The 26,852-nt window shown below is 40.5% G+C and carries 28 protein-coding genes and 1 pseudogene; 16 read left to right on the top strand and 13 right to left on the bottom strand.

Going from position 1 to position 26,852, the window contains the following annotated elements:
- Positions 1–2: 2 nt before the first annotated feature.
- From V7K38_RS16590 to arsS, 6 genes and pseudogenes are all read left to right on the top strand, one after another.
- Positions 3–1,535, top strand: a complete 1,533-nt coding sequence (locus V7K38_RS16590; RefSeq protein ID WP_334859410.1) for a SagB/ThcOx family dehydrogenase — start codon at positions 3–5, stop codon at positions 1,533–1,535.
- A gap of 392 nt (positions 1,536–1,927) precedes the next feature.
- Positions 1,928–2,215, top strand: a complete 288-nt coding sequence (locus tag V7K38_RS16585) for a Mo-dependent nitrogenase C-terminal domain-containing protein (protein WP_334828843.1) — start codon at positions 1,928–1,930, stop codon at positions 2,213–2,215.
- A gap of 195 nt (positions 2,216–2,410) precedes the next feature.
- Positions 2,411–2,773, top strand: a pseudogene (locus tag V7K38_RS16580) (response regulator transcription factor); the annotation flags it as partial.
- A gap of 289 nt (positions 2,774–3,062) precedes the next feature.
- Positions 3,063–4,031, top strand: a complete 969-nt coding sequence (arsM, locus tag V7K38_RS16575; protein ID WP_334859383.1) for an arsenosugar biosynthesis arsenite methyltransferase ArsM — start codon at positions 3,063–3,065, stop codon at positions 4,029–4,031.
- Positions 4,032–4,193: 162 nt separating this feature from the next.
- Complete coding sequence (locus V7K38_RS16570) at positions 4,194–5,153, top strand: inorganic phosphate transporter (protein WP_334859382.1); 960 nt, start codon at positions 4,194–4,196, stop codon at positions 5,151–5,153.
- 200 nt (positions 5,154–5,353) lie between these two features.
- Complete coding sequence (arsS, locus tag V7K38_RS16565; RefSeq protein ID WP_334859381.1) at positions 5,354–6,361, top strand: arsenosugar biosynthesis radical SAM (seleno)protein ArsS; 1,008 nt, start codon at positions 5,354–5,356, stop codon at positions 6,359–6,361.
- A 177-nt stretch (positions 6,362–6,538) separates the two neighbouring features.
- Here the strand turns inward: arsS and V7K38_RS16560 are convergent, their stop codons facing one another.
- Entirely contained in the window at positions 6,539–6,874 is a 336-nt protein-coding gene (locus tag V7K38_RS16560; RefSeq protein ID WP_334859380.1) for a type II toxin-antitoxin system RelE family toxin, read from the bottom strand.
- A complete protein-coding gene (locus tag V7K38_RS16555) occupies positions 6,864–7,127 on the bottom strand; it encodes a type II toxin-antitoxin system Phd/YefM family antitoxin (protein WP_334859379.1) in 264 nt (87 codons plus the stop codon). Before V7K38_RS16555 ends, V7K38_RS16560 begins: the two co-directional genes overlap by 11 nt.
- Before the next feature lie 158 nt (positions 7,128–7,285).
- Between V7K38_RS16555 and V7K38_RS16550 the strand changes: the two genes are divergently transcribed.
- The 3 genes from V7K38_RS16550 to V7K38_RS16540 all read left to right on the top strand — a co-directional run bounded on the left by V7K38_RS16550 (position 7,286) and on the right by V7K38_RS16540 (position 12,880).
- A complete protein-coding gene (locus V7K38_RS16550) occupies positions 7,286–8,293 on the top strand; it encodes a zinc-dependent alcohol dehydrogenase family protein (protein ID WP_334859378.1) in 1,008 nt (335 codons plus the stop codon).
- 99 nt (positions 8,294–8,392) lie between these two features.
- Entirely contained in the window at positions 8,393–10,525 is a 2,133-nt protein-coding gene (locus tag V7K38_RS16545; protein WP_442940778.1) for a pentapeptide repeat-containing protein, read from the top strand.
- 1,200 nt (positions 10,526–11,725) lie between these two features.
- Complete coding sequence (locus V7K38_RS16540) at positions 11,726–12,880, top strand: pyridoxal-phosphate-dependent aminotransferase family protein (protein ID WP_334859376.1); 1,155 nt, start codon at positions 11,726–11,728, stop codon at positions 12,878–12,880.
- A 552-nt stretch (positions 12,881–13,432) separates the two neighbouring features.
- On the opposite strand, the gene V7K38_RS16535 is transcribed toward V7K38_RS16540, so the two are convergent.
- The 6 genes from V7K38_RS16535 to petM all read right to left on the bottom strand — a co-directional run bounded on the left by V7K38_RS16535 (position 13,433) and on the right by petM (position 18,345).
- Positions 13,433–13,660, bottom strand: coding sequence for a DUF2949 domain-containing protein (locus V7K38_RS16535; RefSeq protein WP_322645050.1), 228 nt, complete (start codon positions 13,658–13,660; stop codon positions 13,433–13,435).
- 471 nt (positions 13,661–14,131) lie between these two features.
- Positions 14,132–14,638, bottom strand: coding sequence for a DUF192 domain-containing protein (locus V7K38_RS16530; RefSeq protein WP_334859373.1), 507 nt, complete (start codon positions 14,636–14,638; stop codon positions 14,132–14,134).
- A 260-nt stretch (positions 14,639–14,898) separates the two neighbouring features.
- The gene (nblR, locus tag V7K38_RS16525) at positions 14,899–15,585 is read right to left on the bottom strand and encodes a response regulator transcription factor NblR (RefSeq protein ID WP_334859371.1); all 687 of its coding nucleotides are present in this window, start codon (positions 15,583–15,585) and stop codon (positions 14,899–14,901) included.
- Positions 15,586–15,925: 340 nt separating this feature from the next.
- Positions 15,926–16,843, bottom strand: a complete 918-nt coding sequence (locus V7K38_RS16520) for an NAD(+) kinase (RefSeq protein WP_334859369.1) — start codon at positions 16,841–16,843, stop codon at positions 15,926–15,928.
- 130 nt (positions 16,844–16,973) lie between these two features.
- Positions 16,974–17,972 (bottom strand): SDR family oxidoreductase, encoded by a 999-nt coding sequence (locus V7K38_RS16515; protein WP_334713115.1) that lies wholly within the window; start codon positions 17,970–17,972, stop codon positions 16,974–16,976.
- A 268-nt stretch (positions 17,973–18,240) separates the two neighbouring features.
- A complete protein-coding gene (petM, locus tag V7K38_RS16510; protein ID WP_094344256.1) occupies positions 18,241–18,345 on the bottom strand; it encodes a cytochrome b6-f complex subunit PetM in 105 nt (34 codons plus the stop codon).
- 208 nt (positions 18,346–18,553) lie between these two features.
- On the opposite strand from petM, the gene pdxA reads away from it, so the two are divergent.
- Positions 18,554–19,624, top strand: coding sequence for a 4-hydroxythreonine-4-phosphate dehydrogenase PdxA (gene pdxA / locus V7K38_RS16505; protein ID WP_334859368.1), 1,071 nt, complete (start codon positions 18,554–18,556; stop codon positions 19,622–19,624).
- Here the strand turns inward: pdxA and V7K38_RS16500 are convergent, their stop codons facing one another.
- The 4 genes from V7K38_RS16500 to V7K38_RS16485 all read right to left on the bottom strand — a co-directional run bounded on the left by V7K38_RS16500 (position 19,625) and on the right by V7K38_RS16485 (position 22,728).
- Positions 19,625–19,783 carry a hypothetical protein gene (locus tag V7K38_RS16500; protein WP_334859409.1) on the bottom strand — a complete coding sequence of 53 codons (159 nt, stop codon included), beginning with the start codon at positions 19,781–19,783 and terminating at the stop codon, positions 19,625–19,627.
- A 405-nt stretch (positions 19,784–20,188) separates the two neighbouring features.
- On the bottom strand, positions 20,189–20,968 hold the full coding sequence (locus tag V7K38_RS16495) for a hypothetical protein (RefSeq protein ID WP_334859366.1): 780 nt from the start codon (positions 20,966–20,968) through the stop codon (positions 20,189–20,191).
- Between the two features lie 165 nt (positions 20,969–21,133).
- A complete protein-coding gene (locus V7K38_RS16490; RefSeq protein ID WP_334859407.1) occupies positions 21,134–21,970 on the bottom strand; it encodes a CheR family methyltransferase in 837 nt (278 codons plus the stop codon).
- 221 nt (positions 21,971–22,191) lie between these two features.
- Complete coding sequence (locus V7K38_RS16485; protein ID WP_334859365.1) at positions 22,192–22,728, bottom strand: hypothetical protein; 537 nt, start codon at positions 22,726–22,728, stop codon at positions 22,192–22,194.
- 264 nt (positions 22,729–22,992) lie between these two features.
- On the opposite strand from V7K38_RS16485, the gene V7K38_RS16480 reads away from it, so the two are divergent.
- From V7K38_RS16480 to V7K38_RS16460, 5 genes are all read left to right on the top strand, one after another.
- Entirely contained in the window at positions 22,993–23,265 is a 273-nt protein-coding gene (locus V7K38_RS16480; protein WP_334859363.1) for a Uma2 family endonuclease, read from the top strand.
- Positions 23,240–23,437 (top strand): Uma2 family endonuclease, encoded by a 198-nt coding sequence (locus V7K38_RS16475; protein WP_334859405.1) that lies wholly within the window; start codon positions 23,240–23,242, stop codon positions 23,435–23,437. Before V7K38_RS16480 ends, V7K38_RS16475 begins: the two co-directional genes overlap by 26 nt.
- A 296-nt stretch (positions 23,438–23,733) precedes the next feature.
- Entirely contained in the window at positions 23,734–24,285 is a 552-nt protein-coding gene (locus V7K38_RS16470; RefSeq protein WP_334859361.1) for a DUF2231 domain-containing protein, read from the top strand.
- A 266-nt stretch (positions 24,286–24,551) separates the two neighbouring features.
- Positions 24,552–24,968 carry a ribosomal maturation YjgA family protein gene (locus V7K38_RS16465; RefSeq protein ID WP_334859360.1) on the top strand — a complete coding sequence of 139 codons (417 nt, stop codon included), beginning with the start codon at positions 24,552–24,554 and terminating at the stop codon, positions 24,966–24,968.
- On the top strand, positions 24,946–25,173 hold the full coding sequence (locus V7K38_RS16460; RefSeq protein ID WP_334859358.1) for a DUF167 domain-containing protein: 228 nt from the start codon (positions 24,946–24,948) through the stop codon (positions 25,171–25,173). The genes V7K38_RS16465 and V7K38_RS16460 overlap by 23 nt, the downstream gene beginning before the upstream one ends.
- Positions 25,174–25,272: 99 nt before the next feature.
- Here V7K38_RS16460 and V7K38_RS16455 read toward each other — a convergent pair whose 3' ends face one another.
- Entirely contained in the window at positions 25,273–25,884 is a 612-nt protein-coding gene (locus V7K38_RS16455) for a glutathione S-transferase family protein (protein ID WP_334859357.1), read from the bottom strand.
- Positions 25,885–26,081: 197 nt separating this feature from the next.
- Between V7K38_RS16455 and V7K38_RS16450 the strand changes: the two genes are divergently transcribed.
- Positions 26,082–26,831, top strand: coding sequence for an SOS response-associated peptidase (locus tag V7K38_RS16450; RefSeq protein WP_334859404.1), 750 nt, complete (start codon positions 26,082–26,084; stop codon positions 26,829–26,831).
- The last annotated feature ends 21 nt before the right edge of the window (positions 26,832–26,852 follow it).

Raw genomic sequence — 26,852 nt, 5'->3', positions numbered from 1 at the left:
CTATGCCAGAATTACACCAATCAATTGCCCAGCATTACCACGAACGGACTAAATACAACCCTGAGACTCTTGCCTCCAAAAGTCAGCAGTTAGACTGGACTAAACAGCCAGTGCCTTTCAAAGAGTACAAAATTGGCTCTACTTTTGATCTCAAACCCTATATTCAAGAAAAACCAGAGGGATTTGCTAATAATCGAGATGCTCAATGGTGGCAAAGACTTTCTCGGTTGCTGTTTCGCAGCTATGGATTGACAGCGAAAATGCCTTCTATGGGTAGTGCAGTGTATTTACGCGCTGCTCCCAGTGCTGGCGGATTATACCCTGCTGAGGTGTATGTGGTTTCCCGTGGCACGTCGTTATTGCCACCTGGTTTGTATAACTACCAGTGTCGGACTCATTCTCTGATGCATTATTGGGAAAATGATGTTTGGCAAAGTCTCCAAGCAGCTTGTTTCTGGCATCCTTCTTTAGAAAATACCCAACTAGCAATTATTGTCACTGCGGTATTCTATCGTTCTGCATGGCGCTATGAAGATCGGGCTTATCGCCGGATTTTTCTAGATACGGGACATCTGTTAGGCAATATCGAATTGGCTGGTGCGATTACTGACTTTCGCCCTCATTTAATCGGCGGCTTTGTGGATGAATCGCTAAATGACCTACTTTATATCGATCCGCAACAAGAAGGTGCGATCGCTGTTTTACCTCTGGCAGACTTGTTAGATGTCAATCAAAATTTGCCATTGGGATGTACTGCTTTACCTTCCGCCACCGAAACGAGTTATCCTCAAATTCCAGATGGTGAATTGCTGACATATTTCCATCAACACACCCAAATTCAATCAGGTATAACTGGCAATCTCAATCTACCAGTTATCAAACAAGAAAAATCTTTAGAGGATAAATATAACTTTCCGTTCTGTTTGAAAATTCCCACCACCACTGCACCTATAGATTGGGGGAAAAAGCTGTCAGAACTAGAAAGTACTATGTACAAGCGACGCTCTACCCGCGCTTATAATGGTGATGATTTAACTTTCGATGAATTAAAAAGTTTACTCGATTTCACCTACCAACCGCAAAATTATATCGATCAAAGTTTAGATATTTCTCCAGACTACTTTGATTTGAATTTAATCGAAACATTTATTGCTGTTTGCGGAGTTAAAGGACTGGAGGCAGGTTGTTACTATTACGCACCCAAAGCCCAAGAATTACGCCAAATTCGGTTTAAAAATTTCCGGCGAGAGTTACATTTTCTCTGTTTGGGGCAAGAATTAGGGCGGGATGCAGCAGCAGTATTGTTTCATACAGCCGATTTGAAGGCTGCGATCGCACAATATGGCGATCGCGTTTACCGTTACTTACATTTGGATGCCGGTCATTTGGGACAACGCCTCAATTTAGCCGCAATGCACCTAAATGTAGGCGTTAGTGGTATCGGTGGATTCTTTGACGACCAAGTAAATGAAGTTTTGGGTATTCCTGCTGATGAAGCTGCTCTATATATCACTACATTGGGACGGCCAAGATAAAACGTAAATGTGCAGAAGCTTACCGCAGGCTGCCCCAAACAACATCAAGTCCACTTAACTATAGTCTTTTGGAATTTGTCGTAATACCAGACTTTTGTAGGGTTAGTTAAGACGATCAGTGCGTTAGCCTACGATGTAAGACAACGCCAACGCACTGGCTCTCCTATGAGGAAATGCAGTTCGGCAAAAAAGATATGTTGCCTTAACAAATTATCGGGAACTATAGCACTTGAATGTGTAGTCAACAGTGTACATAGAGACTGATTTTATCTTTGTGGAGAACCAAAGAAGAAATGAATCAGTGCATAAAACTATAGAACCTAACCGTATGTATCTATATAGGTTCAGATACAACAAACTCAATCTAGTTTGAAATTTTAAGGTGAAAAATTATGACAAGCTTTATCCAAATTCAGTCAAAAAATGACCTACTGCACCCACTCCGTCAGTGGTTGGAAACGATAGAAATTCATAACTCCAAATTGGCTCATTTTCTGTGCAAAGCGATCCCTGCTCAGTGTCCCTTTGAGCGAGACATCAGGCTCCTTGGCCGGAAGCTATTTCATATCCCTCCAATGTGTAAATTAAATCCCTTATACGAAGAAGTGGTTGGTTTGCGTTTTAAAGCGCTCTGTTATCTTGCCGATGAGTGCGGTGAGGATATTGCAATCTATTGCTAATAGCCAGTCAAGTCGTTCTTTGATCGAGCAGCCATCGGTATTTGAAAACTTACGGTTGTTACTTACTCAGCTTTATACTAAGCTAACTTACACCTAATTTTAGATGTTTAGCTATGTAAGTAGCTGGCACCTCACTAAAGTGTTTCCAGACAGTATTTCTGCTTACCGTACCCTGCTGAAATCATTAACATCATCATGACGCACATCTTACTGGTTGAAGATGAAGTCAAACTGGCGCGATTTGTCGAATTGGAATTGAATTATGAAGGCTATCAAGTCAGTATTGCCTACGATGGATTAACTGCACTCACCGCAGCGCGTGAGTTACATCTAGATTTAGTAATTTTAGACTGGATGTTGCCAGGTTTGTCAGGGTTGGAAATTTGCCGCCGCCTGCGAAGTATTGGCGATAAAGTGCCGATAATCTTATTAACCGTCAAAGATGAAGAGAGCGATCGCATTGCAGGCTTAGACGCTGGTGCCGATGATTACCTCGTTAAACCCTTCAGCGTTGATGAATTATTAGCCAGAGTTAGCGCTCATCTGCGAAGAAACCGCTACACATTGCATGATTGAACTGGGGATTGGGGATTGGGGATTGGGCATTGGTGACTGGGGATTGGGGACTGAAAATAGGAGCAGGGTGCAATGAGCAGAGGGGAAAACTACTCTTGCTTCTTCCCCATGCCCCATGCCCCAATATTAAATTTCGATGAACGTAGAAGCCCAAAAGCTTTTATCGGATGAAGATTTGGGGTTTTTGGCAAGATCGGCAAAAACTCATCCAACTTAGGGTTAATTATACTAGGATGCACAAAGCTGTCATCATCTAATAATCTAAAGTGGCATGACCTATCTAGAAACAGCAGCGCAATTCTACCGCGAAGTTGCCGAAACCCCGCAAGTTGGACTTTGTTGTGTGCAAAGTACACCTCTGCAATTACCAGGATTAAAAGTTCCTTTGGCAATGCAGGAAATGAACTATGGTTGTGGCACCACCGTTCACCCCACCGAACTAGGAAAGCAACCGACTGTGCTTTATGTCGGCGTTGGTGGCGGCTTAGAAGCTTTGCAATTCGCTTATTTTTCCCGCTATGCAGGTGCTGTAATTGCCGTTGAACCGGTTGAAGCGATGCGGGAAGCAGCCACACGCAATCTGGAAATTGCTGCTCAAGAAAACCCGTGGTTTGACACCAGTTTTGTGGAAATCCGCGAAGGCGATGCTTTTAACCTACCCGTTGCGGATCTTCGCGTTGATATTGTGGCGCAGAATTGCCTTTTCAATATTTTTGAGCCAGAAGATTTAACCCGTGCTTTAAAAGAAGCCTATCGGGTATTAAAACCAGGGGGACGTTTGCAGATGAGCGATCCAATTGCTACTAGTCAAATTCCGGCACATCTTCAAGAAGATGAACGACTGAGAGCCATGTGTTTATCAGGCGCACTCACATATCAAGAGTATACTGAACGAATTACAAATGCTGGCTTTGGTCAAGTTGAAATTCGCGCCCGTCGTCCTTATCGTCTACTAGATTCCCATACTTATAATCTAGACAATCACCTACTTTTAGAAAGTCTAGATTCTGTATCCTTTAAAGTTGCTATTCCCGAAGATGGCGCTTGTATTTTCACAGGAAAAACCGCAATTTATGCTGGCTTTGAACCTTTCTTCGACGACTCAGCAGGACATATACTCCAGCGAGGTGTTCCCGCAGCAGTGTGTGATAAAACTGCTGCTAAACTTGCGGCTATCAAGCCAACAGAAATAATTATTACCAATTCAACCTGGCACTATAGCGGTGGCGGTTGCTGTTAATTTCTTAGGAAAGAATTCAGGTGTCAGTAGTCGGAATAATGCCTCCGGCACGCTCCGCGAACAGAACAGTTCTGTGCTACTGGGGAATGGATGCACAATTTGAATATTTCACTAATTGCATTCTGAATTATAGATTCTGACTTCTTCTTTATAAACCCCAAAATGTTGTTAATTAGTCTATTTATCGCTACGCTTTTTTTAGCATATTGCAATGGTGCCAATGACAACTTTAAAGGGGTAGCAACGTTGTTTGGTAGCCGAACTACCAGCTACCAAACAGCAATTTTGTGGGCAACTTTTACAACTTTAGGTGGTGCAGTAACTGCAACTTTTTTGGCAGGTACGCTAATTAAAAACTTCTCTGGAAAAGGACTAGTTCCTGATGCGATCGCTAATGCACCAGAGTTTCATATTGCAGTTGCGATCGCTGCTGGTTTAACTGTACTGATAGCAAGCCTCATCGGGTTTCCTGTTTCCACAACTCACAGTTTAACAGGTGCTATTGTTGGTGCTGGATTAGTTGCGATCGGACTGAAAGTTAATTTTGCAACTTTGGGAATTTCCTTTATTTTACCTCTATTACTCAGTCCCATCATTGCTATTTCCTTGGGAGCAGGAATTTACAGCTTATCTAGCTATATCAATTCCAAACGTAACCTACAATTCAATCAGAAAATGATTGATAATTGCCATTTTATCAGCGCTGGAGTTGTAAGTTTTGCAAGAGGATTAAATGATACTCCCAAAATTTTCTCAATCGTTCTCATTATTGAGTATTTTTCGATTCAGGGGGGAATGATCACGATTGCGATCGCAATGGCACTTGGCGGTTTACTCAACTCCCAAAAAGTTGCTATCACCATGAGCGAAAAGATTACTTCATTGAATCATATTCAAGGCTTATCAGCAAATATAGTAACTGCAATTCTGGTAATTATAGCTAGTCCATTTGGTCTTCCTATTTCTACCACTTATGTTTCAGTTGGTTCTATTTTTGGAGTAGGATTAACTGGTAAAAAAGTTAATGCGCGTGTTTTTTATCAGATATTATTATCGTGGATTTTAACTTTACCTACTGCTGCAATTATTAGTGGAATAACTTACAGATTATTGCAAGGTTAGAGGATGTTTGAAAAGTCCTATTGTAGGTATCAAAACGTTCTATATCCCCCTAAATTTCCCTTAAATTTGATTCCGGTTCCCCCCTTAAAAAGGGGGGTTAGGGGGGATCGCTAAGTGCCTAAAATCACGGCGAAATTCTTTTTAAACATCCTCTTATAAAAGTTTAATATATTTCTATCATATTTAATGGATAGTAACTAATGCAAACTCAATCACAAGTTAAGCTAAATTTAATAGTCACATCATTTAAAAATAAACTCAATTCCCCTTTGACAAAAAAGGGAATCACTATTTTACAAATAAATCTAGGTAAGCGCTGTAACCTTGCCTGTACACACTGTCATGTTGAAGCTAGCCCAAAACGTACAGAAGAACTTTCTCCTGAAGTTTGCGAACAATTGATTTCGCTAATTCATAACTATCCCGAAATTAAAATTGTAGATTTAACTGGTGGCGCACCAGAAATGAATTATGGATTCAAGCTATTGGTAGAAGCAGCAAGAGCATCTGGTAAGCAGGTAATTGTCCGGTCTAATTTGACTATTTATTTTGAAGATGGATTTGCTGATTTACCAGAATACTTTGTTCAACACCAAATAAGAGTTGTGGCTTCACTACCCTGCTATTTAGCAGATAATGTTGATAAAATGCGCGGTTCTGGTGTTTTTGATAGTTCAGTCAAAGCTTTACAATGGCTTAATAAACTCGGCTATGGTAAAGAACAAAATTTAATTTTGGACTTGGTATTTAATCCCCAGTTACCCACTAGTGAAAAATTCTCTTTAGCTCCCGAACAGACTAACCTAGAACGAGATTACAAAATGTTCTTACAAGAACATTTTAATATTGTATTTAACAACCTCTTCACCATTACCAACCTTCCAGTTGGTAGAACAAAAATGCATTTAGAACGGAGAAAACTGTACACCAGCTATTTGCAGTTTTTAGAGTCGTATTTTAATCCTGACACAGTTGAACATTTAATGTGCCGCGATGAACTTTCAATTGATTATCTAGGAAATGTGTATGATTGTGACTTTAACCAGATGATGAATTTGCCTGCAAAAACTCGCAATGGTGAAACCTTAACAGTTAGCAAATTGCTAGAAGCTGGCAGTTTAGACCTGATTAGTGAGATCCAAACGGCTGCTTATTGCTATGGTTGTACTGCTGGATGTGGTTCTAGTTGTGGTGGTGCTTTGCTTTAAGGTTGTTAAAAAAAAGTCTGTTACCAAAATTGTTACCAGTGCGTTGTTATTGGGCTGTTACTTTATGATGATAGTTAGTTAAGCTCCTCACACCACACTGAAAGCCGTGAAACATAATGTTTCGCGGCTTTTTCCTTTTCAAAAATTAGATATGGGCGATCCTCGATCAAGCATCACTCATTCCTGTAATAATCTCTGCAAGAGTGTATAAATGTCCCCTTTATCACCCTCTTTCCGTAGTCCTACCCCAACCACTAAAACCACAACTTTCTCTAGCTCTACTTTATAAATAATTCTGTAGCGTTGACCTACAGCCCTGACACTACGATATCCCTTCAGCTTATCAAGTAGAGGTTTTCCCTGCTTTTCTGGATCTGTTTTGAGTTTGTCGATTCTGTCGCTCAAAGATTTCTGATGACGCTGATCCTTAACACTAGTCAACATTTCTAAAGCTAGCGGTGTCAGTTCAATTTCATACTCTGTTTTAATGGGTTGTGGTATATCAGAGTCCAAGTTGGGCCTTTGCTTCCTTCCAGCTAATGGTTTCTTCCCGTTCGCCTTGCCTTATACTCTCCTGTAGCTGATGGGAAAATTGCCGATCAGATAAGATTGCCAGGGTTTCTAACAAAGATTCAAATTGTTCAAAGCTAAGTGCTGCCATTACTGGCTTACCATGCTTGGTGATGATTACTGGTTCATCTTTCAACTCATCCGGCAAATCTAATAGTTGTCGTCGAGCTTTCGTAATGGTTAAATACTTTGGCATACAAATAAGTGTACATTCAAGTGTACACTTATTATAACCTCAATGCGATTTCTACGACGAGCTACGCCTACGCAGTTTTCCCTCGGACATAACTTTGTATCCACCCTCTGCGCTAAAGTTGCATAAGAATGTGCATCTAAAGCCAAGAGGAAAAAGTCGTGAAAGCAGTCTTGATGACAGCAGCTGGCAGTCCCGAAGTTCTGCAAGTACAAGAAGTGGCAAACCCTGCTGTTCCTGTAGGGAATACTGAACTTTTAGTGCGTTTGGTGGCGGCTGGCATTAACCCCATTGACACTAAACTTCGTAGCCGAGGCACTTTCTACCCTGATCGCACGCCAACAATTTTAGGATGTGATGGTGCAGGTATAATCGAAGCCGTAGGTGCTAGCGTTCAACGTTTTAGCGTAGGCGATGAAGTATACTTTTGCTACGGCGGATTGGGCGCACACCAAGGAAATTATGCTGAATATACCGTTGTGGATGAGCGGTTTGTGGCAAATAAACCCGTCTCTATCTCCTTTCCAGAAGCAGCCGCAGCACCTTTAGTATTAATCACCGCCTGGGAAGCTTTATACGAACGGGGACGATTGGAACCTGGGGAACGAGTTTTTATTCATGCGGGTGCTGGTGGTGTGGGTCATGTAGCAATTCAATTGGCGAAACTCAAAGGTGCTACTGTTTCTACCACAGTCAGTTCTGAAGAAAAGGCTAATTTCGTCAAAGAACTCGGTGCTGACCATGTAATTTTTTACAAACAAACCGACTTTGTGCAAGCGGTATTAGATTGGACTGGCGGCGAAGGCGTAGACTTAGCTTTTGATACCATAGGCGGCGAAACCTTTCACAAAACTTTCCCCGCAGTGCGAGTCTATGGCGATATTGTGACGATTCTCGAACCAGATGCCAATACTGTTTGGAAAACTGCTAGATTACGCAATCTCCGTATTGGTTTAGAATTAATGCTCGCACCAGCGTTGCTAGGATTGGAAGAAAGCCTCCAGCACCATGCAGAAATTCTCCAACAATGTGGCACCTGGATTGATGAAGGCAAGTTAAAAATCCATGTTAGCCACAAGTTTCCTTTAAAAGAAGCGGTTAAGGCACACCAACTAATTGAAAGCGGGTCTGTGATGGGTAAAATTGTTCTACTAATTAGCGACGATTGATCGAACAATTTGCACAATTTATTTTTTCAACCCAGATGCACGCAAAAGTTAAACGCAGAGTTACACAGAAGGGTTTCTTTGCACTCCTGTGGGCTTTTCGTGTTCCTTTGTGTTATCTCAATTTTCATCTTCCCTCTATCAACCTGGGCAGCACAAACGCAACCAGAACGTACACCCTTAACCCTGGAATTATTACAACAACGTCTACGTACACCGATGCTGCGCGAAGGCAATTTGACGGTAGATTTGCAGAAGATGGTGATTGATTTGCGTCCAGAAAATGCTAGCTTTCGTGATGCTTTTTACCAACTAATACGAAAAGAATTAGGTGCAAAACCTCTGGGTTTAGACCTGAGCTATGCCCTGATTTTAGGGGATTTTGTGGGCAGCGATTTGGGTTTAAGAACACCGTTGTATGCTAAAGCCATTGCTCCGATTTTCACCGTTAGCGAACAACAAGAACTAGAACGTTTGCGCTTTGTTTGTCTGGAGTCATTAGTAAATTCTAAAGACTGTCGATCGCTTTTGGGAACAAAATCAAGCCCATCGAGTGAAATTGCTGTCTTTCGTGGTGTATTGAAACTCGTGCAAACTCGCTTCAATGGCGAAATAAAGTTCTCTAATACATTCTTTCTTCAGTCTGTGGATGCCCAAGGTGCAACTTTTCTGCAATCCACTAATTGGACTGAAACCCGATTTGGTCGTCCTGTCAGCTTTAGCGGCGGTAAATTCAAGCAACCAAGCAATTTTCAAGGTAGTATTTTTTTTGAAAAAGCTAATTTCAAACAAACTCAATTTCAGGAATTCGCTGATTTTCAAGGTAGTATCTTTGAAAATACTGCCAATTTTAACCAAGCAAGTTTTAAGGAGTTGGCTAAATTCAATAGTGTTGAGTGGCGAGAAAATACTGATTTTTCTGATGTCCGCTTTGCTAATCAAGTACAGTTTACTAAAGCAAATTTTAATCAGTTATTTATTTTAACAGATGCGACTTTTGAGCAAGCTGCCATATTTCGAGAAGTTGAGTTTAATCAATTGGTGAATTTGCAAGGTGCAAGCATTCTCAACCAAGCAGATTTTAGCGATGCCAGGTTTTCTCCAGAAGCTTGTTTAAGCGTACCTGGTTTAACTTTTAACTCTAACCAAGCAAAAATTTTAGGTAATCCCGGTCAGATTGGTAAGATGTTCTGTACCCCGACATTGCAAGGTAATCAAAATATCTTGCGGAATTTAGGGCAAAATTTCCGTCAGCAACAACAAGTTACCGATGCTAATGAACTGGAATACACAAAACAAGAACTGCGATTAGTAGAAATGAGTCGCCGTTTGACGGCTACAAATATTAATAGTGCAAGTGTTGCAAGTTTGATTAAATTAGGTTTTTCTGCAACTCAAGCCGCAGCGATCGCCCAGCGTCGTCTGATAAAATATTTTCGTAATAGCAATGAGTTACTAACTTTAGCTGATATCGATTTAGAAAAATATACTCAACTTAGCGATCGCTTAATCGTTGGCGAACCCCTTTCTATCGGTGGGTGGTTACTACAAGCTTGGAGTTGGTTGGGGTTGAGTGTACTACTGCTGTTGAGTGGCTATGGGACAAATTTTTGGTTAGTGTTTGGCGTGGGAGGAGTTGCGATCGCTTATTTCGGCTTACTATTTTGGCTAGTGGATCGCTATCGCCGCCTGCATCCCGTACCAATTATTCCTACATCCTACGAAACCATTTCGATATTAGTCAGTTTTAGCCTTTTAGAATTCTTGAGCTTCCTAGCCATATTTCGCAATACTCAACAACCTTGGCTGACATTGGGGTGTCTTTTCATAATTCTTGTCCCCGTACCACTAGCTTTATTGATGCGACTTTATCAACAAGGTCGTTATCACGACTTAATGGACGTTTCTTACTTTACCGAAGATGGTACATTTCGCCAGTTACGATTGTTGATTGGGCGTTTACCAGTGATCCCAAGGAATCAGACATTTCGGGAACGATATATGCCTCTACTGAGCGATCGCCGTTGGAACTGGCTCAACTACTATGATTTTAGTCTCAACAACCTAGTTAAATTAGGATTTAATGACATTCGTCTGCGAGACGAACACTTACCAGGGATCATCTCTGCACTTGCTTGGTATCAATGGAGTTTAGGTGTAATTTACATCACATTAGTTTTGTGGACTCTTTCCCGCACAATTCCAGGATTGAATTTGCTAATTTATCTGAAGTAATCTCTGCACCTGAACTTTTTTAATTTGTATCATCCAGTGTGGTATTTGCTGTCTGAAGGGAATCAAATAACCAGCAAATTTTAGATACTGTTAATAACATGATCGCACTCATAGTTCAGACCATCATTGTTATTTTACCTAGATATTCTGGTAATACTGAGAATTAAGTTTATTGGTAAAAAATATTATTAATTCTATTATTGTCCAGAGAGTTGGACTGTTTTATTTATACACGAAAAGGCGCTTGAGAGTTTTGCTCACTCAAGCGCTTCTTCGTAAAAGCTTATACCAACTCACTTGTTTGATGCAACATTTGAAACCTGCAACACTCCCTTATTAGAGAGCATTGCCGGGATAACTTGTGACAAACATCTGGTGAAATGGTATCACTCCTTGCACTAACTAAGAATATCTCTTTTACAAGAAAATGAGGGTTCTGGTGAGTGACAGTTTATAAACTGAACACTAGTTAAAAACGACTCACCATGAATAGTAACTAAAAAAACTAAGCACAACTGTAGCAAATTTATAAGTATAGTATAAAAACTTATAGTTTATTAGCGTTCGCAACCTCTGAGTACGGATTAAAAATGTGCAGCAATTAGCAGCATAGACATCTCTACTTTGGTAGTAAATAAACCGTAAACTATCAATGAAAATTGCTATTTAGTAAGCGAAAGATAGCTTGGATATTGACAGAAAAGTGATTTAGACTGAAATAAATTATCACCTCTTCAATAGATAGAGGTATTGTTTAGAGAACAGCAATTCTTAAGCAAAGCAAATTCACTCATTTTGAGTTAGGTATCTTCTATCTCTTCGCAAACGGTAACACCCAACTCTTCCGTATAGTGTAAGCCGTTACTTCCTTCGTTGAAGCAAAACACAGCTTTTTCACCGACGAATCCCGCTAGTCTCCAATAGGCACTCACCTACGGACAAGGGACTGAAGCTGGTGTCTAAGTGTATGGTAAGATTGCCTAGAACAAAGATTTTATCTGAGTTGGAGTCTCGTATAAATTGCGAAGGTCAAGCTGACCATTAATTAACTCCCACGATACTTTTCCTATGGATTTGGAAAATATACAACAAGATTGGTGGCGATCTGAGTGTAATTTGTAGAGAGATATCTAGAATTTGCTACCAGACTCAACCAACTTCCCACAATTGTGACTTTTATTTGACTTTTAGGATAGACACATGAACGATAAGCTGATGCTAATGATTCCAGGCCCAACGCCGGTGCCAGAAGCTGCTTTACTGGCATTAGCCAAGCATCCGATTGGACACCGTACCAGTGAATTTAGCAATATATTGGCAGAGGTGACGGAAAACCTCAAGTGGTTGCACCAAACTGAAAATGATGTGCTAACACTAAATGTTAGTGGTACGGGTGCTGTAGAAGCCGGAATAATTAATTTTCTCTCTCCAGGCGATCGCATTTTAGTTGGCTCTAATGGTAAATTTGGCGAACGCTGGTTAGAAGTTGGCCAAGCCTACGGTTTAAATGTAGAAGAAGTTAAGGTGGAATGGGGAAAACCCTTAGACCCCGCAGTATTTGCCGAAAAACTCCAAGCAGATACCCAAAAGCAAATTAAAGCCGTAATCATTACCCACAGCGAAACCTCGACGGGTGTGTTGAATGATTTAGAAACCATCAACCGCCACGTCAAAGAACACGGTGAAGCTTTAATTATCGTTGATGCCGTCACTAGCTTGGGTGCGTTCAATCTCCCCGTCGATGCTTGGGGTTTGGATATAGTCGCCTCCGGTTCCCAAAAAGGTTATATGATTCCGCCGGGATTGGGTTTTGTCTCTGTAAGTCCCAAAGCCTGGGAAGCTTACAAAACTGCGAAGCTACCAAAATATTATTTGGATTTAGGCAAATATCGCAAAGCCACAGCCAAAAATACAACTCCATTTACTCCCCCTGTGAATTTGATCGTAGCGTTGCATACCACGTTACGAATTATGAAAGAGGAAGGCTTGGAGTCAATATTTGCTCGACATGAACGGCTTAAGAATGCTACCCGCGCCGCCATTCAAGGGTTGAATTTGCCCCTGTTTGCCGCAGATAGTTCCGCTAGTCCAGCGATTACGGCTGTAGCACCACAAGGAATTGAATCAGATAAGATTCGGTCATTGATGAAAAAACGCTTTGATATTGCCCTTGCAGGTGGTCAAGACCATTTGAGTAATAAGATTTTCCGCATTGGTCACTTGGGCTTTGTGAGCGATCGCGATATCCTTAGCTGTATAGCATCCTTAGAAGTTACCCTAACAGAACTTGGGTACGAAGACTTCACCCCTGGATCTGGTATAGCAGCAGCAGTTAGAGTATTTACTCACTCCTAATTACTCAGCATTAAATCAAAAGAGCGAGTTAAATTATCAACTCGCTCTTTTGATTTGTTGTATATAACATGTATAGAAACCGTCAGAGTTCATAAACTTATATATCAACCCTTGTCTAAGAGGTTGTTTGAAAAGTATTTTGCTGTGATTTTAGGCACTTTTAGATCCTCCCTAACCCCCAGAAAAAAGGGGGGAATCGGAATCAAAGTCTCCCTTTTTAATGGGGAGCCACTGCGTTGGGCGGCTCTGCCGACTTGAAGCACGTGGCGTGGATTTAGAGGGATCTAAAACTTTTGATACCTTAGAGTATTTTTCAAACATCCTCTAAGGTAGAGTTCATGTGACATGCTTTAATTCTCCTAAATGAAACCAAGTTGCCCTAGATAGTATTATTGGCTTCGGAGACAGTCATACAAATACTTTGACACCAAACAATACTAACTTTGGTGACTTAGTATAATCCCAAATTTATATAATAAATAGTATTTAGTATTGCTTGAAATTCAAGTAACAACCTTTTACTAGAAACTTTTAATCCAAAATCAGCATCTTCTATGCCGTCTCCAGCCAATCATAAATTTGGTCTAACTGCTCTAGAGTAATCAAACCATACTGCCAAAGAATCATAGCCAAAGGGCCTGGGTCTTGCTCCCGATGACGCAGTGCAACCGCCAGAGATGCTGTGGAAATTGCCAAATCTTCTTGCAAAAAATGAATCAGTCTAGAATATTTCGATGGTGACATTTGGATCTCACCTCCTAGTGCAGAATGTATTGTCATATATCAGTTCACCATTGCTCGGTAGCCAGTAGCCAGTATTTAATTTGTCACTGTGCCGTTATCGGCTATACACCTCAGCACAGTTTTTTTGATTTGCCTTTAAGAGAGGTTTTTCATCTGCTCGATTCTCAAGCAGTATTTTTACTTAGTTGAACTGGGCTTCATCTTATTTACTTATGTACCTTATTTAATTACATAAGTAATAACAAGGTTTCCATAGCTTATACTCTCTTATTGGCGGTTATTTACACTTACGCCCAAGGGTATATTTTTGTCAAACCTTAAGACTGCGCTTTTAAGTTGGAGACTGTAAAATTTTACATGATTAACACAGTTTTTAAATAGTAGCGTTACAGATGACTTTTTTGCCACAATACGTGACATTTTTTACAAGAAAAACATATATTTAGGTAGTATAAGCTCTGAACAGAGCAAGCATCCAAATCTTTATCCCCTTAAAGCAGCTAAGTCTCAAAACTGAATTTTCACAATATCGCCCACCTTTAACTTCAATTCGGCAGCCCTGCCAGAGCGAAGTTCAATTACCTTATCGATTGGTGTGTTGGGGCCATAAGTAGGACAAGGCTCACTTGCACAAGAAGGTGCAGAAGCTTGGATATATTTAACTACACCGTTTTGTAAAAATACCATATCCAAGGCTACAGGTACATTCTTCATCCAGAAACTAACTGCTTGTGGTGAAGAGAACCCAAATAGCATTCCTCGGTCATCTGGCAAAGCTGGTCGATACATCAATCCCATCTGTTGCTGTTGTGGTGTTTTTGCCACTTCTAGCTGAATCGTTGTGCCATTAGGAAGAATAGCTTTAGCTGAAATTGGTAGTTTTTGACCTAAACTCTCTGGTACTTGAGTTTGAGAACCAGACGTAGAGGTTGGGGGTTTGGCTGTTGTTGGCACAGAACAGCCCATCAACAAAATACTCAGTAACATCGACAGTAAACCTAGCCAACGACTCATAATGATTTTTAATTTTGTAATTTAGATTTCAATTTTACAGAATTTCAGCTAGAAAACCCACGACTTTTATTTGTTCGGTAATATACAGACCTTTTCAGCCTCAATTAACCAGGACTTACGCAAATAGTAGTAAAAACCCTTATTATTATGTAGAGCAATTTGTGAATTGCCCCTACCGTATATAGTTTTACGTAAGTTCTGTAACTAGACAATGCGCTTAAGCAACTTGTCAAAGGTAGCCGAACTTCCTCCAGAGTGTACTAGGATTCTCTTAAAACGTAACCTACGCCGCGCACTGTCTGAATGAGGCGCTTTTGACCTTCATCTTCGATTTTGAGGCGTAAGTAACGGATGTACACTTCAATGACATTCGACTCGCCCAGAAAGTCATAACCCCAAACATTCTCTAAAATTTGTTCGCGGGTTAACACCTCGCGGGGGTGTTCCATTAAGAATTTTAATAGTTCAAATTCCTTCATTGTCAAGTCAATTGCCCGTCCCGCGTGGATAGCGCGGCGAGTTGCGATGTCTAAAATCAAATCTCCAAAGCGTAATTGCTCCGTGGTATCGACATCGGGTTTTAAGTAGAGGCGAATTAACTTCAAAAAGTCTTCTGAACGGTAAGGCTTGAGGATATAATCATCCGCTCCTGCTTCTAGACAAGCTACACGATCGTCGACTGTATCCCTTGCCATTAAAATCAAAACAGGCGATCGCATACCAGTGCTTCTCAGATTTTTACACAGTGAGAGTCCTGATTCTCCTGCTAGCATCCGATCCACAACAATTAAAGCAGGTTGGCGATCGCTACAGTATTGCAAACCACTGGTCGCATCATGAGCCAATATTGATTCATAGCCAGCTTCTTGCAAATCGCAAGAAAGCTGATTTGCTAGGCTCTCATCGGTTTCAATCACCAAAACACAGGGACTTGGAGCAACTGTCATAACAATTTGGGATATTGGATTTGGGATTGTAAAGATATTCAATAGAAAATCTTTACATCAGTTATAAAGTGCAATTACGAGTTTTTAATGATGGAGCAATCCTGATTTGACGCACGGCTAAGAATCTTTTAACACGTTCAGGTGTCAGCCATCCAATTCTCTGATGCAATCTTAATAACTACATCCAAATACCATCCTTATACCAGTAATTCTGGAAGGAAATCAGTAAATTGAACATGGGGCATGGGGAATGGAGTAAGAGAAAAAGAGGGGAAAAATTTTCTGTTTGCTCCCTTGCTTCTTTAACAATGCCCAATGCCCAATGCCCCATTCCCAATCCCTATGGCAATTCTACCGAAGTTGGTTTGGCAATATGTGGTAAACCCCAGCCTAGCTTTTCTCGTAAAATTCGGAAAAACTCAGGCGGTTGTAGGCGAATAAATCGGACAGTATATTGCGATCGCTCCATATATACTCTATCTTCTGGGAAGACATAGCACCCTCCATTACCATCAACCACCATTACCAGCCGAGGAATATTGACTGGGTAGATATTGACCGATTCAGTATCTGGAAATACTAATGCTCTAGAAGCTAGGGAATGGGGACAAATGGGTACTAGCTGTAAAACCGGTACGCCAGGAGTCACAACTGGGCCACCAGCACTCAGAGAGTAAGCTGTAGAACCTGTAGGTGTAGAAACAATCACACCATCCGCCGCAATATCTACTGGTGCATGACGACCTATGGCAATTTCAAAATGGCACATAGATGTCAAAGGTTCTCGGTGCAGAACCATTTCATTCAAGCACAGGGCTTCCCACAATACAGCATCTCCCCGAAATACTTTGACGGTGAGCATGGCTCGTTCTTCAATTTCATACTCACCTCTCATTGCCTGTTCTAGTGCTTGGGGCAATTGATTCAAGAAAGTTTCCGTCAAAAATCCCATGTGACCGGTATTCACTGTTAACAGTGGGATACCACAGGGGGCTACCTGACGAGATGCTGCTAAAACGGTGCCGTCTCCTCCTAACACCACTGCAAACTCCATATCTGAGTCAAAACCAGGCGGCGTTAGACCATCAATGGGGGTGTGGCATACAGGACTATCTGGATTAGAGTAGCCCAATATTCCACCGATACTCGATGTGATACACACATCCCAACCGGCTGCGGTTAGCTTGTCTTTCAACTCGATAGCGACACGACCCGCTATCGGTTTAACGTCATTGTAGATAATGCCTGCTTTCGGCACACTCAAATATCCAAGTTTAGGCGATGCTTTGTATTATGTAATCCTTACACATTTTTGGTCATGTAGTCATTAATCTAGAGTCAAATATCCAGAATGTAAAGTTTCATGACTAATGTCTGTTTTGTAATGACTATTGACTATTGGCTTTTGAAGACTGTTTAAAAGGAGTTTTTTTAGGTTTCTGCTTTTTATTTTTATTTTTCTGGTAGTCTACCTCTTTGAGCTTCTTCATAATTCGACTGAAGTACTCTTGGAGATAGCTTTCTAGGGTTGTAGTTTGTTGCGGATCTAAACCAAAAACTGTGTATACTTCATCCATTGAAGCATTTAACTGTTTACCACTAGCCAATACTTCTGTAAATGCTAGCCTGTCGGCTACGTTCCATCCCCACTGAAAAGACCGCATTAAGCCGCGCACGGCACGTAGTAAGTTTATCGGCATCCGTGTTACCCTAGCGTCTTTTCCAGATAAGCGTTCGCACAGGTTTATAATTTCTTCTGCACTCCATGCACGAGTACCAACTACAGGAAAAGCTTGGTTTTCCGTTTCAGGCACACTCAATGCACGGATTGCAAACTTAGCAATATCCTGAGTATCCATATAGGCAATGGGAGAAGAATTACCTGTCACCCAAACTGGCTGTGCTTCCAAAATTGGAATTCCATACTGACCAATTAACCCTTGCATAAAACCAGCTAGCCGCAAGATGGTATAATTCAAGCCTGACTCAGCCAAGAATAATTCTGTACATCGCTTAATTTCCATTAGCGGTACTTCTGGATATTTATCGGCATCCAAAATTGAAAAGAAAATAAAACGCTCTACACCTGCTGCAATTGCTGCTTGAATTAATGCTACTTTGCCCTCCCAGTCTACTTGTTTGATACTCAGTGAATCCGTAGGCCGAGATGTTGAAGCATCAATAACTTGGGTTACACCAACTAAAGCTTCTGCTAGGGTATCGGGATAACGTAAATTTCCTGGTACGAGTTCGGCACCCCATTCTTTGAGAAAAGCTGCTTTTTTACTGCTCCGCACGAGGCAGCGTACTTTATATCCCTCATCGATTGCACGACGAGCCACTTGTCTTCCTAAGGTGCCAGTGGCACCGACGATTAATAATGTCATGAGGTTTGTAATAAATTTTAATGTTTTATGAAAAGAATGTTATCAGAATAACCTATGCAAACAAAAGTTTACATCTTTTCTCAGAAAATCGTTTTTTAAGGAAAAATTCACGGGAAAATGGCTGTCCGTTGACCGGACAAGCTTTTTTCCCACTTAGCGAAAAGTATAAATGCCGACTTGGGGCGAACAGAACTTTTCAATGAAAAAGGGAGTCGGAAATGGGGAGAATTAAGAACTCCTAACTTCTAACTCCTAATTCAGCACTAAATTACTCTTCTGTGCCTTGAATTTTCAGTAACAAAGCACCTAAGCCCCAGCCCACGAAGATTAAACCGAAGGACAATAGAGCTGCATTCAAAATTTCGCCGCCCATTGGTGTGATTCTCCTTATGCAAATTAGTGTGTGTAAACTAGGTCTAGCAGAAGCTTTTCAAGAGTTGCTGTAGGATTAGACCTGTGTAAATAATTTTAAACTAGTTTAGCCAGTAATCCCTACTGGTTTGGGGGGCAATCCCTACTGTAGAGCGGGAAAGATAGGAAAATGCGAGGAAGGTTGATGATAATCAATATGAATAGATTTTATGGATGAAAATAATCAAGATAACCGCCCACGTTTAGCACTGACACTGGGAGATCCTGCGGGGATTGGGCCGGAGGTGATTTTGAAAGCTTTAGCAGAACCGGAAATTAGTAAAAAATACGACATTACAGTGGTGGGTAACTGGGATTTGCTGACACAGACTTATCACAAACTGAATTTAACTGAGAATTTAGCACCTTTGGCAAATCCAGATGAGTTGTCAGTGATTGATGTGCAGTTGGGTGGGGAAATTAAAGGTCAAATTATTGTAGGAGCAGGTAATGCGGCTAGTGGTGCGGCTAGTTTTGGCTATATGGAATATGCGATCGCTCAAACACTTGCTGGTAAATTTGATGGGATAGTCACTGGGCCGATCGCAAAATCTGCTTGGAAAGCTGCAGGATATAATTATCCAGGGCAAACGGAACTTTTGGCAGAAAAGTCAGGTGTTGAGCGTTTTGGGATGTTATTTGTGGCGCGATCGCCCTATACTAATTGGACACTCCGCACAATACTTGCCACCACACATATCCCTTTACGTCAAGTAGCGGATACATTGACACCGCAGTTGTTGACACAAAAATTGGATTTGCTGGTGGAGTGTTTGGAGAAAGATTTTGGTATACAAAATGGGAGAATTGCGATCGCAGGTTTAAATCCCCACAGTGGCGAACAGGGACAACTTGGACATGAAGAACAAGATTGGTTAATTCCCTGGTTAGAGCAAGAGCGGCAAAAAAAACCACAGTTGCAGTTAGATGGGCCGATACCGCCAGATACGATGTGGGTAAAACCTGGTCAAGCTTGGTATGGAAATTCTTTAGTAAAAAATCCTGCTGATGGCTACTTGGCACTTTACCACGACCAAGGCTTAATTCCTGTGAAGCTGATGGCGTTTGATCGGGCAGTTAATACTTCTATAGGTCTTCCTTTCGTTCGCACTTCACCGGATCATGGAACAGCGTTTGATATTGCGGGTAAGGGAATTGCTGATGCTATGAGTATGAAGGCTGCAATACATTTAGCGGCTGAGTTGGTTAGTCAAAAGTTGGCTAAGAAAGGTTGTAAATGATTATTTGACACTAGTAAACTCAACGAGGTTGTCACCAACATGCCTGGTTGCGAATACCCAATTATCACCACCAATGGTTTTCCAATATTTCTTTGACACCCATCCCCCCGATTTCTTGGGGTGGCAGTGTTTTACCCAAGCTTTTAGCTTTAGATATATGAGATTATCTAGCTCAGAGTAAGCTACCTTACTTACCTTTGTTGAGTAGTACTGTGATTACCGGATTTAATCGGCTTATTAACGCCGCTTGGGGCGTTGCCTTGTGATCGTCGATGATACTTGCTACTAGGTTATAATGTATCTTTTGCTTCTTTTTACTTGGGGTGATGATTGTTTTGAAAACCTGTTTTGAGTGGTATTTACCCACTTTCCACTGCCTGAGTTCTCCTCAATTGAGACTATTCTATCTGTTCTCATATTCTGTACCTTATTGAGAATTGCTAGCGTTGCTGAATTGAGGTATAAACTTGACATAGAGACGTAGAATTTTACGTCTCTACAAGGATTTTCAACGCAATGCACAATCTTTTTATACCGCGATTCGTAACGCCGAGAATCGCTATATCAAACCAAATAACTTGTATTTGGGACGATCGCAAAGAAAGCATACTCATACCAAGCAGTCCAAATAAAACTGCGAATCCATCGCTGACGCTTTTCAGGACTCAATTCATATTCAAAAGCCCCACAAGATACATCAATGGAAGATAGATGAGAGTTGCAACCACAGCCGTGTTGATAAGTAAAACCGTATTTGGAAGCAATACTTTGTACCTTCATCTGAATCGCAAACACCTTACCTGCATGGAGTATGGCATCCCAAGAACGTTTGTGTTCGATATCACGGGGGTCAAATCTTAAGGCGCGTTCTTCAAAAACATAATCGCGGTAAATTGGTGCTAGATGCACATGATAGAAGCTGGCAGGTAGTTCATAACCAAATTCATTAAATAAATCTATCCCAATGCGAGCCACTTTTACTTCGTTAGCATACTCTGTACCCTTTGACTCCACATCACGGAGAATTTTTTCAAAGTTCGGATAGCTGTGTTTGAGAAAGTCTTGCCCAAAAAACTCTAGTGTTTCCCATGCTAGTTGTGCAAATAGCTGAGAGAATGAGGGTATCAAGTGAGCTAGTTGGGGGCGATCGCTAAACAAGTCAACGTCACCATGCTGTAATTTGTATAGGAACAACTGCGCCATCTCAACATAGCTTTGGGGATGGGAAATTCTGACACTCGTGGTTCCTCTAGCAATCTCTTGCCATATCGAAGGTAGTTGAGAAACTTGTACCGCATTTTCTCCGGCAATGACTGCAACAGGAGGACATTCGAGAAGTTGCATCGACAATCTCCTTTAAGACTTCAATGTGTAATTTACCTTAAGCGATCGCCAAATCTATCTTCTCAACACAATTAAAAATGTTTTACAGACTGTCTTTTGACAGAATTGCAACTTTGCTATCTCAAAAATACTTAGGTTAAATCTAAAATCTAAAATCCAAAATTTTTAAGAACCAGCTATTTTTTTATATAGTTTCTCCCCTTTGACAATCTCTTCATAATGCTGTTCATAAGAGGTGAACCTGATGGATTCTTGTTTTCCTAAACCCAAAATACCAAAGGTGCAGAGGCTATTATAAAACAGTTCGTGTACCCGCTTTTGAAGTACCTGATTGAAATATATCAGGACATTACGACAAAGAATGACATTAAACTCATTAAAAGAACTGTCAGTTGCTAAATTATGCTGGGCAAAGACAACATTTTCTCTTAAGGATGATCGAAAAATAGCATTGTCATAAGCTGCTGTATAATATTCTGAAAATGACTTTTTGCCGCCTGCTTTCAGATAAAGCTGAGTATATTCCTGCATCAGTTTCAAGGAAAAAATACCAGTTTTAGCACTTTGTAATACCTTCTCATTCGTATCAGTTGCATATATCCGGCAACGGTGATAAAGTCCCTCTTCTTGTAGTAAAATTGCCAACGAGTAAACTTCTTCACCAGTGGAACATCCAGCGTGCCAGATGCGAATAAACGGATAGGTTTGCAAAAAGGGGATAACTTGATTTCTGAAGGTGTTATAAAAGCTAGGATCACGAAACATTGATGTTACATTCACCGTCAGAGCCAGCAAAAATCGTTCTAAATAAGCACGGTTGTGCAGTAGCCGCTCTTGCAAGGCAGAAATATTAGCTAATCCCTCCAATTGCATGAAGCTTTGAATGCGGCGTTTGAGTGAGGAAAGAGCATAATCGCGGAAGTCGTAACCGTAATACTGATATACTCCCTCCAATAGCAGATGTATTTCTATATCCTCCAAGGTTGGTTTGGGCGAAGTCATAGTACGAATTAGCATATATGCTGAACCAGCTATTTAACTGTGCTATCAATACAACCAGTTAAGCTGCTTGGAGTTAATCAAACAACTATTTCCCAGAACGCCTTATGGAGCAAAAATTATTTATACTCTAAGCTGATAGGGTTTTTATAACCCAAGTGGATCTTACGCCGAAAATAGCTTGATGGATCTATTAATTTTGATAACGTTGCTACTTATGGGTTTCAGTTTAATCTAATTGCTGTTACTACTAAGATAGCGATCGCTATTATTGAAATCCAAGCTAGCAATCTAACCTGGGAACGCAGATTTTTAATCTCTTGGTAAGGATTTTCTGTCGGTGGTATAGGATATGGTTGAAGTTCTGCAACTTCAACAGCAATTTCTTGAGGTACATTTTGAATCCTTTCAAAAGCTACCTGCGTATGTAGCCAATTAGTAATCAGTTGGGGACAGTTTTTCTTAAACCAATTTAAAGCCAAAGTTTTAAAAACTGGTTTAGACATTCGGGCGATTAATTTCATCACCCTGTTTAGAGGCTTCAGGCGAAGTTTTTGGTTGATCAGATTAACTGAACCAACATCATATAGACAATCCAGAATTAGTTTTACAGTGGCTTCTTCGCTGTTAATCAAGTTTTGCAGTAAAAGTAGAACGTCGTGCATCCGCTCTGCTTCGATAAGCTTTTCTGTCAATGTTTCTGGAGTGTTTACTGAAGGATTTACGGTTGTATTTAGAGCGTTTCGTCTTACTATCGTCATATTCGTAACATAGCAGCCAGAATAATGTCAGTACACCTATCTACCGAGAGAAAGATTTTTTATCTAGAGAGAGAACATAAAAGCCAAGTTTTGTTTGTGAGACATACCACTATATAGTCCCTGGAAAAAAGCTATTTGTCTAGCTCCTATGAATCTTTTTATAACAAACCGCTTCAGACATAGAGAACGCAAAGCAGCAGAAGGGAAAAAGGGAGAATCTCAGTCTAAAATTGAAATATCTATCAAGCTTGCTATGACATTATTATGACCAGCGATAAAATAATTGTCCAGCCTTTATATCCTGTCACTGATGAAGAATTAATGCTGATGAGTTCGCAAAATTCAGAACTGCGATTTGAACGCAATGCGAATGGAACCTTAGAAACTATGCTCCCTACTGGTGGAATTTCTGGTAATCGAGAAATCAAAGCAGGAGCCTATTTGTTAAATTGGGTAGAAAGTCAGAATTTAGGTGAATTTTTTAGTTCTAGGACAGGTTTTAGATTAGCAAATACGGCTGTTAGATCGCTCGCCTGATGCTGCTTTTGTAGCGAAAGAACGCTTACCACAAGATTGGGATCAGCAAGACGATAAATTTATTAACTTAGCACCTGATTTTGTGATTGAAATTCCTTCTAAAAATGACACTTTGGCAAAACTCAAAGCCAAGATGGAAGAATACATTAGTAATGGTGTTCAATTAGGATAGTTAATTGATAGTAAAAATCAGCAAGCTTTTGTTTATTGTCGGGATGGTTCAATTACTCAATATCCAGCTACAGCAATATTAAGCGGTGAAGATGTTGTGTCTGGTTTTAATTTGCTTTTAACAAAATTATTATAAAATCTTGCCTACATACTTTATTTAAAATAAATCATGTAGTTATACTTTTAGACAGACAATATTTAAATCTATATTCCATCATCAGATAGATAAGATTTTGATGATAGTTTATTAAATTGATTCAAGGATACGCTATTTAGCTGATTTATACGAGTCAATTTATGGAAAGTACAGAAACAACGCAAACAAGTTCAACACCTTTTCCAAATATTCCACCAGTTATTGAAAGTAACGACAGTGAGTATCTGGATACTGGCGTACCTAGCACAGTTGCGATCGCAGGACATCCCCTACATCCCCTGAGTGTGATCTTCCCCATCGCCTTTTTAGCCGCCGCCTTGGGAAGTGACATTGGCTACTGGTTAACTGGTGATTTCTTTTGGGCTAGGGCTTCGCTATGGTTAATCGGACTCGGATTAGCTGGAGGTTTACTCGCATCTGCGATCGGCCTCAGCGATTTTGTGAAAATTGAACGAGTTCGCAAGCGTACCGCCGGTTGGGTGCATTTGATCCTTAACGTTTCTATCTTAGTTTTATCACTCATCAACTTCCTTCTTCGTTGGGGCGACGCTGAATCCCGAATAGTACCTTGGGGATTGTTAATCTCGCTCGTTGTTGGTACACTAACCAGCGCTTCCGGCTGGTTCGGTGCGGAACTATCCTATCGCCACAAAATTGGCGTAGTGGGCGCTGGTAGCAGAAGATATCCATAAATAGCCGAAAAGAAATATTTTCAGGTAGGGGCAATTCATGAATTGCCCCTATTAGTCTGTCAAGTTTAAATTGATGGGTAAGAAAGTTGGTAGTAGGGACTTCAATCCTTATTTTCTAAGCACGCTTTATGGTTACTACAAAACAAACCCTCAAAACTACGATCACAGACTACTACAGCGTCTAGTTAATAAAATAAAAAATTACCAATTATTAATAAAGAGCGGTGCAGAGGCTAAGATTTTCGTTATTCTTTAGCCTTGATAAAATGCTTCGACATCGTAATCAAACAATATTTATTATTATTTCTATACTCATTGTTGTACCGATGGGTCTTTTGTCTAAATTTTACACTGGGCCTGCCCATCAGTGGTTTAATGACTACGGTGGAGATATACTTTACGAAATATTTTGGTGTCTGTTTGCATTTTGGTTTTTCAGAAGTCGAACGGCAATAATCCAAATTCCTATATGGGTTTTTGTCATCACCTGTATACTAGAATTATTGCAACTTTGGCATCCGCCACTATTAAATGAGATTCGCGCCACTTTAATCGGGAAATTATTACTTGGTACTACCTTTGTCTGGTGGGATTTTCCTCATTACGCATTGGGTTGTGTTTTAGGTTGGTTATGGCTGCGAGAATTACAGAAAATAGGTTATGCAAAAAAAAGTCAAGGTTAAACCCAATTCAAAACAGCAAAAAATTGAAGAACAACCTGATGGCAGTTTGACTGTATATTTAAAATCGCCCCCAGTTGATGGTAAGGCTAATGAAGAGTTAATTAAACTCCTAGCCAAGAAATTTGATGTAGCCAAATCTGATATCAGAATTAAGTCGGGTTTGTCCTCTCGGCAAAAGCTGATAGAAATTTATACAGATATTTAGTTGCTGCTTAGTAATATGTTCTTGAAAAATACCCCTTTTTAAAATACCCTCTAGCAGAGTCAATAAACGAGAGACACATTAATTTGTAAAATCGACTTTTTACGCTTGTGTAATGCTGATATATCTTGGTTGAGCTTTAACTCTTTCTATCCAAGCTTGGATAGCAGAAAATTGTGTTAAATCGAACCCACCTTCGTCAGCTACATGAGTGTAAGCAAATAAGGCGATATCAGCAATTGTGTAACGCTCTCCTACAAAAAAAGTGTGAGAGATTAAATGTTTTTCCATCAAGCTAAGTGCTGCATAACCTGGTTCGCGTTTTTCCTTGATAGCCTGACTATATTCTTCAGCTTTACCTAAAATAGAAATCCAAAATCTTGATGTAGCAATAAAAGGTTGATGGCTAGACTGTTCAAAAAATAACCATTGCAGCACTTGCGATCGCAAAAAGCGATCATAAGGTAAAAATTCTGTCCCCTCACTCAGATATACCAATATAGCATTTGATTCTGCTAAGTATTTCCCTGGCTCAATTTCTAGAATAGGTATCTTTCCGTTAGGATTTTTACTTAAAAATTCTGGTGTTCGAGTCTCGCCTTTCAAAATATTAAGCTCTACCTTCTCAAAAGGCATACCTAGTTGTGTGAATAAAAGACGTATCTTATAACCATTCCCGGAAGGTAAAAAATCGTACAAACGCAGTAGTTCCATGCTAAAATGCAGTTACCAATATGTTGATAAGTGAAGGTTTAAAATACAATATCTTACCAAAATATTTTCACAAAACCGGATAATTTTTTTGATAATTTAGCTTTTGAGTACTAAATAAAATTATTTTCAAAAATAAAAAAACATTATTGATTTTTAGATTGAGATATTTATTTTAGTTAATGGTGGGGAATAAAAGTATGTGTGGAAGATTTACTCTAAACCAATCAGGAGAAGCTTTAGCTCAAGTTTTTCATGTCGAGCCAGTTCTGGATTTAGCAGCCGATTTTAATATCGCACCTACGCAAATGGTGGTAACAGTGTTACAAAACCCCGAAAGCCAAAAGCGTGAATTTAAGCAGTTGCATTGGGGATTAATTCCATCATGGGCAAAAGATGCAGGAATGGGGGCAAAGCTGATTAACGCTAGGGCAGAAACTGTTGCCGAAAAACCGGCTTTTCGTTCGGCTTTTAAACATCGTCGCTGTTTAGTGTTAGCTGATGGCTTTTATGAGTGGCAACGCCAACAAGGTAAAAAGCAGCCGTTTTATTTTCGCCTTCAAGATGGGCAACCCTTCGCCTTTGCAGGTTTATGGGAAAAATGGCGATGCCTACAGCAACCCGTTCGCGCAGCGTCTCCGACAGGAGAAGTGGGAACGCCTGCTAATGAGGAAATAATCTCTTGTACAATTTTGACAACGGCAGCAAACGAATTACTTCAACCTATCCACGAGCGGATGCCAGTGATTCTAGAGCCAAAAGATTACGATTTATGGCTAGATTCACAAGTCCAAACGCCCCAAACCCTACAGCAGCTATTGCGTCCCTATCCAGCGCCAGCAATGACTTCATATCCAGTTAGCACCTTGGTAAACAACTCTCGGCATAATAGCCAACAGTGCATCATCCCACTCAGCGATCAGAATGCCCCCACAAATCAGTTAAATTAACTATTGAGGTGCTTAGGGGAT

It is taken from the genome of Nostoc sp., from assembly GCF_036917465.1.
Taxonomy (GTDB): Bacteria; Cyanobacteriota; Cyanobacteriia; order Cyanobacteriales; family Nostocaceae; genus Nostoc.
The sequence above is the reverse complement of the archived record's forward strand: the minus strand, read 5'-3'. Positions and strand labels throughout refer to the sequence as shown.